The sequence below is a fragment of the Caballeronia sp. LjRoot34 genome, from assembly GCF_964253815.1.
Lineage (GTDB): Bacteria > Pseudomonadota > Gammaproteobacteria > Burkholderiales > Burkholderiaceae > Caballeronia.
In genome coordinates, this window is the sequence record NZ_CAXUSB020000002.1 from 1,846,895 (window position 1) to 1,860,191 (window position 13,297).

General features: G+C 60.0%; 11 protein-coding genes. 6 read left to right on the forward strand and 5 right to left on the reverse strand.

Annotated features, from left to right (window positions below; all coding sequences use genetic code 11):
• The first annotated feature begins 181 nt into the window (after window positions 1-181).
• Together fae and ACSQ36_RS27870 are read left to right on the forward strand one after the other, a co-directional pair.
• On the forward strand, window positions 182-691 hold the full coding sequence (fae, locus tag ACSQ36_RS27865; RefSeq protein WP_213765447.1) for a formaldehyde-activating enzyme: 510 nt from the start codon (window positions 182-184) through the stop codon (window positions 689-691).
• Between the two features lie 133 nt (window positions 692-824).
• A complete protein-coding gene (locus ACSQ36_RS27870; protein WP_436184461.1) occupies window positions 825-1,244 on the forward strand; it encodes a hypothetical protein in 420 nt (139 codons plus the stop codon).
• Window positions 1,245-1,310: 66 nt separating this feature from the next.
• Here the strand turns inward: ACSQ36_RS27870 and ACSQ36_RS27875 are convergent, their stop codons facing one another.
• Together ACSQ36_RS27875 and ACSQ36_RS27880 are read right to left on the reverse strand one after the other, a co-directional pair.
• Complete coding sequence (locus ACSQ36_RS27875; RefSeq protein ID WP_436184462.1) at window positions 1,311-1,847, reverse strand: dihydroneopterin aldolase; 537 nt, start codon at window positions 1,845-1,847, stop codon at window positions 1,311-1,313.
• A gap of 66 nt (window positions 1,848-1,913) precedes the next feature.
• Window positions 1,914-3,161, reverse strand: coding sequence for an ISL3 family transposase (locus ACSQ36_RS27880; protein ID WP_436181453.1), 1,248 nt, complete (start codon window positions 3,159-3,161; stop codon window positions 1,914-1,916).
• On the opposite strand from ACSQ36_RS27880, the gene ACSQ36_RS27885 reads away from it, so the two are divergent.
• The 4 genes from ACSQ36_RS27885 (at window position 3,160) to ACSQ36_RS27900 (ending at window position 8,079) form a co-directional block, all read left to right on the forward strand.
• Window positions 3,160-3,582: a hypothetical protein gene (locus ACSQ36_RS27885; protein ID WP_436181452.1), complete on the forward strand. Its 423-nt coding sequence runs from the start codon at window positions 3,160-3,162 to the stop codon at window positions 3,580-3,582. The genes ACSQ36_RS27880 and ACSQ36_RS27885 overlap by 2 nt on opposite strands.
• Before the next feature lie 392 nt (window positions 3,583-3,974).
• The gene (locus tag ACSQ36_RS27890; RefSeq protein ID WP_436184463.1) at window positions 3,975-6,062 is read left to right on the forward strand and encodes a sigma-54-dependent Fis family transcriptional regulator; all 2,088 of its coding nucleotides are present in this window, start codon (window positions 3,975-3,977) and stop codon (window positions 6,060-6,062) included.
• On the forward strand, window positions 6,059-6,712 hold the full coding sequence (locus ACSQ36_RS27895; protein ID WP_436184464.1) for a flavoprotein: 654 nt from the start codon (window positions 6,059-6,061) through the stop codon (window positions 6,710-6,712). The genes ACSQ36_RS27890 and ACSQ36_RS27895 overlap by 4 nt, the downstream gene beginning before the upstream one ends.
• Window positions 6,691-8,079: a DUF6513 domain-containing protein gene (locus ACSQ36_RS27900; RefSeq protein WP_436184465.1), complete on the forward strand. Its 1,389-nt coding sequence runs from the start codon at window positions 6,691-6,693 to the stop codon at window positions 8,077-8,079. Before ACSQ36_RS27895 ends, ACSQ36_RS27900 begins: the two co-directional genes overlap by 22 nt.
• Window positions 8,080-9,187: 1,108 nt before the next feature.
• Here the strand turns inward: ACSQ36_RS27900 and fba are convergent.
• Genes fba through ACSQ36_RS27915 form a run of 3 tightly spaced genes read right to left on the reverse strand, consistent with a single transcriptional unit; the run spans window position 9,188 to window position 13,251 of the window.
• Window positions 9,188-10,222 carry a class II fructose-bisphosphate aldolase gene (fba, locus tag ACSQ36_RS27905; protein WP_436184466.1) on the reverse strand — a complete coding sequence of 345 codons (1,035 nt, stop codon included), beginning with the start codon at window positions 10,220-10,222 and terminating at the stop codon, window positions 9,188-9,190.
• A gap of 52 nt (window positions 10,223-10,274) precedes the next feature.
• A complete protein-coding gene (gene tkt, locus ACSQ36_RS27910; RefSeq protein WP_436184467.1) occupies window positions 10,275-12,338 on the reverse strand; it encodes a transketolase in 2,064 nt (687 codons plus the stop codon).
• Window positions 12,339-12,378: 40 nt separating this feature from the next.
• Window positions 12,379-13,251: a phosphoribulokinase gene (locus ACSQ36_RS27915; protein WP_436184468.1), complete on the reverse strand. Its 873-nt coding sequence runs from the start codon at window positions 13,249-13,251 to the stop codon at window positions 12,379-12,381.
• Window positions 13,252-13,297: the final 46 nt, after the last annotated feature.

Sequence of the window (13,297 nt, forward strand, 5' to 3'; positions counted from 1 at the left end):
GCACCTGAGCGCACCTGAGCACGCGGCTGCGCCCGACACTGCGGCGACAAGCCTGCCATTGGCACGGAACATGATAGGAACAGCCATGGTTCTCAACCAGCACCGGGCGTCGTCGATCCGCGCCGTTCGCGTGCCGCCCGCCAAGCGGGCACATTCAATATCCAATCACTGGAGGAACAGCATGGCCAAAATCAACCGCGTCATGGTAGGCGAGTCGCTAGTCGGCGACGGCAACGAGGTCGCTCATATCGACTTGCTGATTGGACCGCGCGGTTCTGCTGTCGAAACCGCGTTTTGCCACGCCCTGACCAATAACAAGGACGGCTTCACGTCGCTGCTGGCGGTCGTCGCGCCCAATCTCATCACCCGTCCGAATACGGTGATGTTCAATAAGGTGACCATCAAGGGTGCGAAGCAGGCCGTGCAGATGTTCGGTCCTGCCCAGCATGCTGTCGCGCTCGCAGTCGCGGATAGCGTTGAAGACGGCACGATTCCGAAGGACGAAGCCGACGACGTCTTTATATGCGTGGGCGTATTCATTCACTGGGAAGCCGACGACGACAAGAAGATCCAGGAATACAACTACAAGGCTACCCGTGAAGCGATCCAGCGCGCGGTTGCCGGTGAACCAAGCGCTGCCGACGTGGTTGCGAAGAAATCTTCCGTCGCGCATCCATTTGCGGCGGCCTGAAGCGCGGCGCAGCTCCATGGCGTTGTGTCAAAAACGAGCAGGTCTGGAAGGAGCCGCCAAAGTCATTCGTGACATGCGGCCCGCCCCACTCCTTCATTCAACCGAGAAATTACCCTTTTGGAGAGGACCCGGCATGACCTCCAGATGTCGCAGGCGGCTGCTGATTGCCTGCCTCGTGCTTGCTCCGTCGCTTGCATGGGCGACAGACCCGTCGACCGATCCCGTGGCCCCAGGCGCCGGCAATCCGGCGCAAGGCCACGATTACCCCACTCAGGGGCGCGTGGAATACGTGCTCGGCTGCATGGATGACAACGGTCACGACTTCGCCAACGTGTACAAATGCTCTTGCGCGATCGACCATATTGCGGCGGTTCTTCCCTACGACGACTACGTCGAGCAAATGACGTTCTCGAAATATTCGACGCTCGGCGGCGAGGGCGGCAACGAGTTTCGCGTAGATCGGGCTAAAGCCCAAACGAAGAACTTCCGTACGATCCAGACCGAAGCTTTCCACGCATGTGGCGTGACAAAGTCCGCCGCCAGGACCCCGTGAAGCGTGCGGCAGCGGTCTGCACATGCGGCGCGTGGCCTCTTTCGGGGCCATTAAGCGTACTGACGATCAGTTCGGGATAAGCCCTTTTCCAAGGAAAGCGCAGGTCACGGCTTGCGCACTGACCGGCTCACGCCTGCGTTCGATTAAAACCCCGACCGATTCCACATCGGGAAACTTTGCGGGCTTCGCAAGCGACACCCGAACCCAATGCGCCCCGAAATCGGCAATCACCAGTTGAGCAATTTTCTCGGCAAGACGTTCGAGCAACTGCACGCCATGCGAAGCCAGCAATTTATGCAGCGCGTCGTGGACAGCTGCATAATTTACCGTGTCCTCGATACGATCCGTCGCACAGGCGCGGATCGACGGCACGCCTATCGTGAGATTGATCCGCACCGGTTGCGGGTCCCGCAGTTCACTTACATCAATACCAATCACCGTTTCCCCGGTGAAACCCTTGATGTAGACCATGTCCATGGGCAGGTCGCCGGCGGCTTGCGGCGGGGTATCGGCGGCGCGATAGTGAGGAATCACATCCATTTCTGCGCTCTGAAGCGTGCCCGGCGAAGGTCGTGTGGGTCGAAGCGCATCGAAAAGCTCCATGAATAATCTCCGTTACCGATTGCCGGAAAAGTGCCGTTGACCTGCCGTTAATAAATAAATGGTTCGTCAGTAAAAAGTGTGGGTGGATGGAGGCTCGGGAAGCTTGCCAAGTGCATGATAGAGCGCGATTTCTGTGGCTCGGAAGGTTCGGAAGCCGTACGCTTTTCTCATAGTGACTTTGGCCTTATTGTTCAGCCCCTCGATAACGCCGCTGGAGAACTGCTTTCTGGCACGGAAGTAGTTGAGGATCAGATCCCGGTGCGAGCGCACGGTCCGGGCAAACTTCTTCATCGGCTCGATGCGTGAGCGCATCACCTGCTTGCACCACTGGTCGAGGAACTTGCCCGCCCAGACAGGAGAGATGTAGTCCCAGAGTTGCTGGAATTCTTCTTTGAGCAGATAGGCACGTACGCTACGTAAGTTGTACTGGAGTAGGTCACGCAGGCGAACGCGTTGTTTGCCAGTAAGGTTCTCGCGTCGCGCAAGCAGGCACCAGCGGGATTTTTTGAGAACAGGCTCATAGCCATCACGCGACATGCGCCTGGCCTCATCGGCTCGCACCTCATCGATCGCTTTGTTCATCTTGGCAACGATGTGGAAACGGTCGAGGATATTCAGGGCGTTCGGGCAATGACGCGCTATCATTTCGAGATAGGGCTTCCACATGTCGGAACACACGAATTCGACCTTCTCGCACAGCGGCTTGCCGATCATCGCAAAGAACTTCGCGAAGCTCTCCTTAGTACGTTCCTGTCCGACCCAGAGCAGTCGCGTGCGGCCGGCCTCGATCTGGTAGACGAGCGTGAGGTACTGGTGCCCTCGGCCATACTGGATCTCGTCAACGCCGAAAGCGCGAATCGTCCCGAGCTCACGATGATTCAGCCCCCAGTCGACTACCCATTCCACGGCATTGAAGACCTTCTCCCAGCTGGTGCGGAAACTCAGCGCGGTTTCTTTCCACGACAGCTTACGAGCCCACTGGGCCAGAAAAAGCATGTATGCCTTGGTCAACGTATGCTTGCCGATAGCCCACGGTACCGTCTCAACCTTTACGCCACACCGACGGCAATCGACACGACGCATCGAATACAGCAGAATGACGGCAAAACCCCAGATTGGGATGAACTCGAAGCGACGTTCTCCGAGCGTATCGTAGCCGCTTGCGCGCTCGTTGCAGCACGAACAAACTGGTTTGGATCCCTTACGTGGGCGCACGTCAATCTCAATGGTCTGCGTCCTGTCGCACAGCCGCGCCCCTTCATAAACGAAACCGGGGAAATGATGACAGGAATTGAGCAAGCGGGTCAAAAGCATGGCTAGCAAGCGAAAAATCGTCGGTAATACCGCCATTGTCACACCCGAATCAAGCGCTCTTGAACGACTCGTTCCCGACCTGCAAAACTGGCCCAAGTCTTGGAGCTTTGAGCAACAGGACATTCCGTTCGGACAGGATCTCGTCAAGATATTCACACCGTATCTCCTGCATCTTCTGGACAGCGGTTACAGCCGAAAAACCCTGCACCAGCATCGGGACTTCATCTGGATGCTCGGTGGTCGTCTCGTTGAAGAGCGGCAGCTTTACCGCGAACTCAGGAGGCTGGACGCCCGCTCAATACTGTTACGGTATATCGACGAGCAAGACGGTGGCCCACTCCTGGATGACCGCTCTGAGCGCGAGCAAGGCCTCTTCGATGCCACCTGCCGAAAGCTATGTTGTTTCCTCAACGCCGCCTGAATCCATCGATTTCACCCACAGATTCCCCCGACGATCCAAATAAATAGCCGTGGCAGTGTGTGCCGCGAAATCGAAACAGCCTGTGAGCGTGCTGTATCGCCTGGCTTGGGGCTTGCAGGCGGGCGCTGACGCACGCGCCGTTGCCACAATTGCACCAAGCCACAAGCAAAAATCGGGCGCACCGGCATGCACTGACGCGACTACTTATTGAACCCTGGCGTCATCGGAGGTAAAGTTTCGCGAATGCGGATCTGTTCATAAAACGTCAATACGTACCGCTTCGCGCATCTGCGGGCACAGAAAACGCAGCGCGGGGGAACACCATAGATACGGCGCCGCAGTGGCCTGCGAACTCTCGCAGGCACGAACCGGACGCCCCGGAGACAAGTCCCATGTCGTCGTTCGCAGACAGTAACGTGCACGTCCGGGAAGTACTGAACATCGTCAATAACCAACTGCCGACTCGCCCGACAAGCGACTCGGTCGCTCAATCATGGACGCGTTGCCTGAAGGAGTTCAGGCTCGATCCGGCGCGTTTTGTCATGCCGCCGGTACTGACGCAGCCGGAGCTCACCGCGCGGCGCGAAGCGGCCAGCGACCTGATCGCGTGCTCGAAGCTTGAGATGACGACGCTCTACCAACAGCTCGCGGACCCTGAACTCGCCGTCGTGCTCGTCGATGCCGACGGTGTGATCGTGCATCAGGTGGCCTCGGTGCCGTTCGGGGAAGCAATCGCCGCCGACGGGCTGCGCGTAGGTGCGTTATGGAGCGAGCGTGAAGCCGGCACCAACGGCATGGGGACCTGCCTCGCCGAGCGCGAATGCATAGCGGTCTATCAGCATGAGCATTTCTATCCGCGCTATACGTCGCTGACTTGCTCGGCGGCGCCCATCTTCAACGATCGCGGCGAAGTGGCCGGCGTGCTCGACGTAACCAGCCGTTCCAAGCTGCTGCAGCAGCACTCGCTGGTGCTGGTGGGCATGTCGAGACAGATGATCGAGAATCGCCTGATCGACGCGCGATACCGGCACGCGAACATGATCCACTTTCACAGCCGGCCGGAATTTGTTGGCACGCTGCATGCCGGGAAGCTCGCCGTCAGCGATGACGGTGTCGTGCTCGCGGCCAGCCGCAGCGCACTGTTCCAGCTCGATTTCCGCTCGCATGCGCAGTTGTGCGGCAAACGAATCGAGGAAGCGTTCAACGTGTCGCTCGAGGACATGATCGCCCGCAGTATCCGCGGCTCGTTTCACCCGGTCACCGTCTATAGCGCCAACGCAAACAACCGGTTTTTCCTGATCGCCCAGACGCCGCGCGATGCGGCGACCGGCATGACCCGCATTTTCATGAACGACCCGACGAGCCGCGTGTTGTCCGCCGCCGCACGCGCCCGGCCCGTGTCAACGGCCAGGGAAACACCCGGCCAGGCCGGGCGGCTGGAAAAGCTCTCGCACCTGGAGTTCGGCGATCCGCGCATGGCGTCGCAGATCCAGCTCGCTGTGCGGGTGATCCAGCGCAAGATCCCGATCATCCTGCGCGGTCAGACCGGCACCGGCAAGGAAGTCTTTGCCAACGCACTCCATGGCATCAGCCCGAATAGCAGCGGCAGCTTTGTTGCGGTGAACTGCGCGTCGTTACCGGAGAACCTGATCGAGAGCGAATTGTTCGGGTATCGGGCCGGCGCTTTCACCGGCGCGCAGCGCGAAGGACGGCGTGGCAAGATCGTGCAGGCGAACGGAGGGACGCTGTTTCTCGATGAAATCGGCGACATGCCGATGGCGTTGCAAGCGCGCCTTCTGCGTGTGCTGGAGGAGCACGAAGTCACCCCGCTCGGCGCGGAAACGACAGTAAAGGTGGATTTCCAGTTGATCAGTGCAAGCCACCGCAACCTGCTGGAGCTGGTGCAGAGCGGCGCGTTCCGCGAAGACTTGTATTACCGGCTCAATGGTATCGAGATCAACTTGCCGCCGCTGCGCGAACGGGCCGACGCGCTCGCGTTGATTCACCATCTGCTTGCCAGCGAATCGGACTCGGACGAGCCGCCGTCGCTTAGCGCCGAAGCGCGGCATGCGCTATTGAACTATGCGTGGCCCGGCAACATCCGCCAGTTGCGCCACGTGCTGCAAATGGCGATAGCGTTGTGCGATGGACCGGAGATCGACTGCTCGCATCTCCCGGCCGAGGTCGTGCAATACGCGGGCGCAACACCGGCCGCACGCCTGGGACTGGCGACCGGCATGAGCGGCACGCCCGTGACCGGCCCGTTCCCGCATGACGCAGACGAAGCCGATACCTCCGAGCTCAACGCGATCCAGGTCAAGGAGCGCGAGACCGTGCTGGAGCTACTCGATGAACATCGCTGGAACGTCAGTAGCGTGGCGAAAGGGCTCGGTATCAGCCGCAACACGCTGTACCGGAAGATGCACCGCCTGCATATCCGGTTATCGCATGACGGGTCCGCCGCACCGTCGAACTCATGAGCGTGCCTTCGGCTTCCGATCGAGGTTTGGGTTCGGGTTCGGGTTCGGGTTCGCCCGCGCCCGGACCCGCGCGCAGGCTTGATCAGTTCAAACCCGATGCGGGTTTTGCGTGGTGCGTGACTGGCTCGGGGCACATGATCGAGGAATCCATCGAGCTTGCCTGCAGGCTGCCGGGCGTGGACTTGTTTTTGTCGTCGGCAGGAGAGGAAGTGTTGCCGCTTTATGGATGGCCGCTGCCGAAGTTGCGCGAGCATTTTCGGGTGTTGCGCGACAACAGTGCCAGCGGCGTACCGGTCGGCATGCTTTATGAAGGCAAATATCATACGGTCGTGATCGCGCCCGCGACGAGCAACACGGTCGCCAAGTGTGCGCTGGGAATTTCCGACACGCTGCCCACCAACATGTATGCGCAAGCGGGCAAGCAATGCATACCGGGCATTGTTTTCGCATGTGACACAGCGCCGAGCGTGATCACCCAGAGCCCGCATGAGTGGGTCGAGGTGCGCCCGCGCAGCGTCGAGCTCCGGCATGTGGAGCAACTGGCGCTGATCGAATACACGACGGTGGCGCGCTCGCTCGATGAGCTGAAGGCAGCGCTCGATCAACGGCTGTCGACGCTCGGACTCGCATGGACCACATCGTCTTCCTGACTGGCAGGCTTGCCGAACGCAGTTTGCAACAGGTGCTTGAGGACATGGCGCCGACGCCGTTCACCTGGGAGATCCGTGAGATCGGACTTCAGGTGGCGGCGCTGATGACCGCCGACATGATTCGCCGGCGCGTACCCTTGCCGCTTGCGGCCACGCGGATGATCGTGCCGGGGCGATGCCGGGGCGATCTCGACGCGTTGAGCGGGCATTTCGGCGTGCCGGTCGAACGGGGTCCGGAGGAGGTCAAGGATTTGCCGCAGTTCTTCGGGCGTGAGGCGCGCCACTTCGACCTGTCCCGGTACGAGACGGAGATTTTCGCGGAGATCGTCGATGCGCCGCGACTCGACATCGACGGCATTGTTGAGCGGGCTCGCGTGTATGCGGCTCAGGGCGCCAATGTGATCGATATCGGCTGCCTGCCTGAGACACCCTTTCCACACCTGGAAGACGCGGTGCGTGCGCTTAAGGCACGCGGGTATCGAGTGAGCGTGGATTCCATGCGCACCGAGGAGCTTGTGCGGGGCGGCCGCGCGGGTGCGGATTACCTGATGAGTCTTAATCTGGATACCTTATGGATTGCTGATGAGGTGCCCTCCGTGCCAATTCTGGTGGCACGGGATCCGGGCGATCCAGGCTCGCTCGATGCAGCGATCGATGCGCTTCTGGCTGCGAAGCGACCGTTTCTTGCCGATCCCATTCTTGATCCGATTCCGTTTGGGCTGGCTCGATCCATTGCGCGTTATGTCGGGTTGCGGTCTCGCTATCCGGAGATCGGCATCATGATGGGCATTGGCAATGTAACGGAGTTGATCGAAGCCGATACGAGCGGGATCAATGCGGTGTTGCTGGGCATGGCTGCAGAATTGCGGGTTAGCGCGGTGCTGACTACATCGGTCAGTTTGCATGCGCGGCGCGCTGTCAAGGAGGCTGACGTGGCGCGGCGGATCATGCATGTGGCACGCGACGCGCAGGTCTTGCCGAAGGGGATTTGCAGCGACTTGTCGGCGTTGCATGCCAAGCGGCCCTTTCCTTACGATCCCGCGGAAATTGCGTTGATTGCTGAGGCGGTGCGTGATCCGAATTTTCGGGTTCAGGTCGCGGCTGATGGCATTCACGTTTATAACCGCGATGGTCATGCCGTCGAGGGGGATCCGTTCGCACTTTATCCGGGGCTTGGGCTGGAGTCCGATGGGGGGCATGCGTTTTACATGGGCGTGCAGTTGGCCCGCGCGGAGATTGCGTGGAAGCTGGGGAAACGGTTCGATCAGGACCAGGAGTTGGACTGGGGATGCCAGGTGGAGGTGGAAAGATCCACTTCGGATCTTGATTGCTGGGCGGCGCCGGGGAGTACTCGGAAGCGTTCGTGAATGAGGGGTTTCGCTGGTGTTTGAGGTGGTGGTTTTTTGGGGTTTGGGCTGGTTGGTCAGGTTCTGGGGTTTGGGGTTAGCGGTCGGTCGGGGTCTATGCCGGGTTGGTCGGTTCTGGGGGTAGTGGTCGGAGTCAATGCCGGGTTGGTGCTTTCGGCCGTGGTGGTCTGCGAGAGTCGGATTTTCTCTTTATCACTGTTAGCCACTGTGCGTGGCGGCACGTCATTTCTTTGTCCAAAGCGACAAAGAAACGAAGCAAAGAAAACGCTTTAACCGCTCTACCCTAAGTGTCCACAGCGTGCAGTTTTCATTCATAGGTGCCCCAAAAGCACGGTGCTCGCCAGAGCCACGGATGTGTGAAACCCTCCTTCTCCGAACACGGATACCCACACGCTTCGCCACCAGTGATTGAACCTGCCCAAGGAGCACCCCGCGCTATCCGCGGACGACCAACCACCAATTTGTACGCACGACGGACCACGCCGCCAACCCGCCAAGTAATAAAGCCCCAAAATATGTAAAGCCGCAACCGACGAAAATAACCGCGTAAGCACGCGGTCAGCTCACCAAAAACTGAAGCACTAAACACGCATCGAGCTGCTAGGCACCAAGTTGTGAGCCACGAATATGGCCGCACGAACCAGGCCGCGAACCCATCAAAAAAACACGGCCGGCAGAACGCGTGAGGCCGTGCTGGTCCCTTGGCAACTTGTGCTTGCCCGAGAGCGTACGGGGCGAAGCGTGTTCATGTCAGGATTCGCGAGAAGGAGGGGTTCAACCATCCTCCGCTCTGGCGAGCACCGTGCTTTTGGGGCACCTATGAATCAAAACTGCACGCTGTGGACACTTAGGGTAGCTGGTTGTAAAAGCGTTTTCTTTGCTTCGTTTCTTTGTCGCTTTGGACAAAGAAATGACGTGCCGCCACGCACAGTGGCTAACAGTGATAAAGAGAAAATCCGACTCTCGCAGACCACCACGGCCGAAAGCACCAACCCGGCATCAACCCCGACCGCTAACACCAGAACCTAGCACCCCGGCATAGACCCCGACCGATAACCCCAAACCACAAGCCACAAACCCCAGAACCTGCCCAAACAAGCGCCAGCGACTAATACTTCCGTGCCATCACATCCAACCCTAGCGGCTTGATCCTGTCGGCCTGCCCGGCGCATCCAAACGCCTCGAACCGTGCCACGCATAGATCCCTCGCCGCAGCCGTCGCTGCCTTCAACGCATGACGCGGATCGAACTCACCCTTCGCCATTGCCAGCGACCTTCGCATCGCCCCGGTCATCACCAACCTGATATCCGTATCGATATTCACCTTGCGCACGCCATTTGCAATCCCGCGCTGAATCTCTTCCACCGGCACGCCATAAGTCACCGGTATCTCACCACCGTACTCACGAATAATCGACAACCATTCCTGCGGCACCGACGACGATCCATGCATCACCAAATGCGTATCCGGAATCAACCGGTGAATCGCAACTATCCGGTCAATCGCCAAAATCTCCCCATCCGGCTGACGACTAAACTTGTACGCGCCATGCGACGTCCCAATGGCAATAGCAAGCGCATCCACGCCCGTCGCCCCGACAAATGCCCTTGCCTGCTCGGGATCGGTCAACAAATCGTCACGCGACAACCGGCCCTCCGCTCCCACGCCATCCTCCTCGCCGGCCTGCCCCGTTTCGAGCGAACCAAGACATCCAAGCTCACCTTCCACCGAAACCCCCACCGCATGCGCCGCCTCCACTACCCGCCGGCTAACCTCCACGTTGTAAACGTAATCGGCAGGCGTCTTCTGGTCAGGCATCAACGAACCATCCATCATCACGGACGTGAAGCCCGACCGGATCGCCTGCTGGCACACCGATGGACTCGCCCCATGATCCTGGTGCAGTACGACCGGCAGGTCTGGATGCGCCTCGATCGCAGCCAACACAAGATGACGCAGGTACGGCTCCCCGGCATATTTGCGTGCCCCCGCCGACGCCTGCAAAATCACGGGACTGCGCGTTGCCTCTGCAGCCTGCATGATCGACTGGATCTGCTCCATGTTATTCACGTTGAACGCAGGCACGCCATAGCCATGTTCCGCTGCATGATCCAGCAACTGACGCAATGCGATAAATGACATTTCGGACTCCGTTATATCAAGGCTATCAATAACCCCCTGAAAACCGATGCGCTCAGCAAGCAACCCTGCTTGCCTCTTCGACGACTGCCTCGACCGTCAGCCCGAAATGCTCGAACAATGCTTCGGCCGGCGCGGATTCGCCAAAACAATCGATTCCCACCACCCCGCCGTCCAGCCCGACATACTGCCGCCAGAAAGCACTCACTCCCGCTTCGACCGCCACACGGGGTACGTCCCGCGGTAGCACCCTGTCACGCCACGCTCGCGATTGACGGTCGAACACGGTAGTAGATGGCATCGACACCACCCGGGCAAACACTCCTTGCGCATGCAGCGGCTCAATCGCCGCCAGCGCAAGCGCGACCTCCGATCCGGTCGCAATCAGCACCACCCGCTTCGACACACGGCCCGCCGGCGCCGCCCAGTCGCGCAGCACATACCCGCCATTGGCAATGGCATCGATCTGTTCTTCATCGCGCGAAACAAACGGCAAGCTCTGACGGCTCAACAATAAACAGGAAGGACGATCGCGGTCGATCGCGCACACCCAGGCCTGCGCCGTCTCCACGGTGTCGCACGGACGCCATACATCCAAACCTGGAATCAGTCGAAGGCTGGCTGCATGCTCTATCGACTGATGCGTCGGACCATCTTCACCGAGGCCAATGGAGTCGTGCGTAAACACAAACACCGTACGAACTTTCATCAGCGCGGCCATGCGCAGCGCGTTACGCGAGTAGTCGGAGAATGTGAGGAAGGTGCCGCCGAAAGGCAGATATCCGCGATGCAACGCCATGCCGTTAAGCGCCGCACTCATGCCGAATTCACGCACGCCAAAGTGCACGTAGTTACCGCCCTGGACACCGTCGCGCCCGCCTTGCACTGTCACGGCCTCCTTCCAGCGCGTGAGGTTTGAACCGGTGAGATCCGCCGATCCCCCCAACAGTTCGGGCAACGCACGAGCCAGCCCTTCTATCGCCTGCTGCGACGCCTTGCGCGTCGCTATCGACTGACCCGCGCGGTTGGCGTCGTGCACGAGCGCCAGCGCAGCCGCGCGCCAATGCGAAGGCAGTGCTCCGCGCGTACGCCGTTCGAACTCGGCCGCTTCACGGGGAAACTGCCGCCGGTATGCACCGAACCGACCGGTCCAGTCGGCTTCAACCGTCTCCCCACGCTCGCGAGCGTCCCACCGGTTCCGGATCGCCGCCGGGATCTCGAAGGGCGGATAAGGCCAGTCAAGTGCACGCCGGGTGGCTGCGACCTCCTCGGCACCAAGCGGCGCGCCGTGCACGTCGTGGGTCCCGGCCATCGACGGCGAGCCCTTTCCAATGACCGTCTTGCAACAGATCAGCGTCGGCTTTCCGGCAGTACGCGCATGGTGCAATGCGCGATCAACGGCATCGACGTCATGGCCGTCCACCTCGCGCACCACGTGCCAGCCATAGGCCTCGAAGCGCGCGGGAGTATCGTCGGCAAACCAGTGGGCCACGTGGCCGTCGATCGAAATGCCGTTGTCGTCGTAGAGCACTGTCAGCTTGTTCAGTCCGAGCGTACCCGCCAGCGAAGCCGCCTCGTGTGAAATGCCTTCCATCAGGCAACCATCACCAACAAAAACATAAGTTCGATGATCCACAATCACATGCCCTGGCCGGTTGAACTCCCTCGCGAGCAGCGCCTCGGCAAGCGCCATGCCGACCGCGTTCGCAAATCCCTGGCCCAAAGGTCCGGTTGTCGTTTCAACGCCCGGCGTCAGCCCCACCTCGGGATGCCCCGGCGTCTTGCTGTGCAGTTGCCGGAAGCGCTTCAGTTCATCGAGCGGCAGGTCGTAGCCGCTCAGATGCAGGAGTCCATATAACAACATGGAGCCATGCCCGTTCGATAACACGAAACGATCACGGTCGGCCCAGTCAGGATTGCGAGGGTTGTGTTTCAGGTGCCGGCTCCACAATGCAACGGCGATCTCCGCCATTCCCATCGGCATGCCAGGATGACCGGATTTGGCCTGGCCGACCGCATCGATGGCAAGAAAACGGAGCGCGTTCGCCATCAACCGGGTTTCATCGCGAACGCCCGGGGGCGCGCTTGCTTCAGCAGATACTTCAGTGACGGCATTCATCGGATGCCTCCTCCAGTTAAAAAACGATAAGACCAAACCCTCAGGCGCGAGCGCGCCGATCGAGCAACTGCAGGATCAGCGGCGTGAAGATGAGCTGCATCGCGAGTCCCATCTTTCCGCCCGGCACGACGATCACATTCGGACGCGACATGAACGAGTCGTGCAGCATGGTGAGCAAATACGGGAAATCGATTCCCTTGGGGCGAGCGAACCGGATGACGACAAAACTTTCGTCCGCGTGCGGAATCTCGCGTGCGGTGAACGGGTTGGACGTATCCACGGTGGGCACCCGCTGGAAGTTGACATGCGTGCGCGAAAACTGCGGGCAGATGTAGTTCACATAGTCCGGCATGCGCCTGAGGATGGTGTCGACCACCGCCTCGTGCGAATAGCCCCGCAAGGTCTGATCACGATGCAGCTTCTGAATCCACTCCAGATTGATGATCGGCACCACGCCCACAAGCAGGTCCGCATGACGCGCAACATCGGACTTGTCGGTCACAGCCGCACCGTGCAGCCCTTCATAGAACATCAGGTCCGTGCCGGCAGCAATGTCTTCCCAGGGCGTAAACGTGCCGGCGTCCTGCTGGTAGAGCGCAGCTTCCGCATCATCGTGGACATAGTGGCGAACCTGTCCGGTCCCCGTATCCCCATAGTTTGCGAAAAGTTGCGCAAGCTCTTCAAGCAGGTTGGCCTCGGGGCCGAAATGGCTGAAGTTGCGCACACCGTCACACTCGCTTTGCCTGAGCGCCTCGCGCATGCCCAGGCGATCGTGTCGATGAAACGCATCGCCCTCTACAATCTGCGCGTTGATCCGCTCTCGCCTGAAAATGTGGGTGAAGCTCTTCATGACGGTTGTCGTGCCCGCGCCGCTGGAGCCGGTCACCGCGATAACCGGATGTTTGACTGACATGGTGTGTCTCCTGGTTCTCGTAATCGAATTCGATCAGGCGACGCGC

Bases quoted from the DNA above. Each gene is read 5' to 3' on its own strand.
- tkt (WP_436184467.1), bottom strand. From the start codon at position 12,338: ATGAATGCCGTCACTGAAGTATCTGCTGAAGCAAGCGCGCCCCCGGGC.
- ACSQ36_RS27895 (WP_436184464.1), top strand. From the start codon at position 6,059: ATGAGCGTGCCTTCGGCTTCCGATCGAGGTTTGGGTTCGGGTTCGGGT.
- ACSQ36_RS27880 (WP_436181453.1), bottom strand. From the start codon at position 3,161: ATGCTTTTGACCCGCTTGCTCAATTCCTGTCATCATTTCCCCGGTTTC.
- fba (WP_436184466.1), bottom strand. From the start codon at position 10,222: ATGTCATTTATCGCATTGCGTCAGTTGCTGGATCATGCAGCGGAACAT.
- fae (WP_213765447.1), top strand. From the start codon at position 182: ATGGCCAAAATCAACCGCGTCATGGTAGGCGAGTCGCTAGTCGGCGAC.
- ACSQ36_RS27915 (WP_436184468.1), bottom strand. From the start codon at position 13,251: ATGTCAGTCAAACATCCGGTTATCGCGGTGACCGGCTCCAGCGGCGCG.
- ACSQ36_RS27875 (WP_436184462.1), bottom strand. From the start codon at position 1,847: ATGGAGCTTTTCGATGCGCTTCGACCCACACGACCTTCGCCGGGCACG.
- ACSQ36_RS27890 (WP_436184463.1), top strand. From the start codon at position 3,975: ATGTCGTCGTTCGCAGACAGTAACGTGCACGTCCGGGAAGTACTGAAC.
- ACSQ36_RS27885 (WP_436181452.1), top strand. From the start codon at position 3,160: ATGGCTAGCAAGCGAAAAATCGTCGGTAATACCGCCATTGTCACACCC.
- ACSQ36_RS27900 (WP_436184465.1), top strand. From the start codon at position 6,691: ATGGACCACATCGTCTTCCTGACTGGCAGGCTTGCCGAACGCAGTTTG.
- ACSQ36_RS27870 (WP_436184461.1), top strand. From the start codon at position 825: ATGACCTCCAGATGTCGCAGGCGGCTGCTGATTGCCTGCCTCGTGCTT.